Genomic DNA, 1250 nt, shown 5'->3' with positions numbered 1-1250 from the left:
GACATGGTGAACACTTTTTAACATCCTTTACCCAGGGTGATCGACTTTTTCTTCAGGTCGACCACCCCCACTTTCGTGCTGTACCACCACACTTCATATTTTCCGTCTTCACCGCTCTCCCTCAGCCCGACACGCTCTCCCCTGAACGCCTTGCCGGCACTCAGACGGATGCCTCTCACGCTCAGTTTTCCGCTGATATCCACCTTTCTGACGAGCACACCTTCATCGTATTCCGGTGGCGTCACCGCGCCGCTGTACTGCCGCGCAGACGGCTGATAGCGCGACGCCGGCACCGCCATCTCCAGCCCGTCGTGAGGCCGTTCGAGGTTATACACCGTCCGCCACTGGTCGAAGGCCCGCTGCAGCTCACCGCTGTCTGCGAACCACTTCCCCTGCAGGACTTCCGCCTTCAGGCTGCGGTGAAAACGCTCCAGCTTGCCCTGCGTCTGCGGGTGATACGGCCGCGAGTGGCCAACCCGGATACCCAGGCGCATCAGCCACAGCTCCAGCGCGGTCCAGGTGCCCGTGGTGTCGCCCCAGGGCGCGCCGTTGTCCATCGTCATCCGCTCCGGCAGGCCGTAGCGCCCGAACACCCTGACCAGCTGCGCCTGCACGGTCTCACGCCGTTCATCGGCGCAGGAAGCCAGGCACAGCGAGAACCGGGAATGGTCGTCCAGGAGCGTAAGCGGATGACAGCGGCCGCCGCCAAAGGGAAAGTGGCCCTTAAAATCCATCTGCCAGAGCCGGTTCGGGGCGTCATGTTCAAAGCGGCCCGTTGCCGGCATGTCCGGAGGGGCGCCCGGAAGCAGGCCATGGCAGGCCATCAGATGATGGACGGTGCTGAAGGCGGGCATGGGGTGTCCGCGGTCTTCCAGCCAGCGCTTAATCTTGCGGGCGCCCCAGCGCGGGTGAGCGGCATGGGCCATACGCAGCAGGTCAGTCATGTCACCGGGAGAGCGGTTCGGGGAATGATGCGGTGCCCGGGAACGGTCAGCCAGGCCGGGAGGGCCTTCCTGCGACCAGCGGTTTAGCCACTTATAGCCGGTGGCAGGCGAAATGCCGAACCGGCGACACAGTGCCCGGATATTCGCCTCGTCCTGCGAGGCGAAAAGGACAAATTCGGTACGTAATGACATGGTATCTCTCGCATCCCACGGCATAAGCGACTCCGGAAAAGGGGTTCGTATGCCTTAGTTGTAAGTGTCTACCATGTCCCCGAACAAGTGTTCATGATGTCCCCGGACCGTACA

At 62.6% G+C, this 1250-nt stretch carries 1 protein-coding gene; it reads right to left on the bottom strand.

What is annotated here, in order from left to right:
* Positions 1–17 precede the first annotated feature (17 nt).
* Positions 18–1160, bottom strand: coding sequence for an IS481 family transposase (locus AC07RN_RS20880; RefSeq protein ID WP_478337201.1), 1143 nt, complete (start codon positions 1158–1160; stop codon positions 18–20).
* Positions 1161–1250 lie beyond the last annotated feature (90 nt).

It is taken from the genome of Lelliottia sp. GFLA7 (genome assembly GCF_056490165.1).
This window is presented reverse-complemented; position numbering and strand designations above follow the sequence as displayed.

Excerpts from the sequence above, each read along its gene's own strand:
- AC07RN_RS20880 (WP_478337201.1), bottom strand. The coding sequence starts at position 1,160 with ATGCCGTGGGATGCGAGAGATACCATGTCATTACGTACCGAATTTGTC.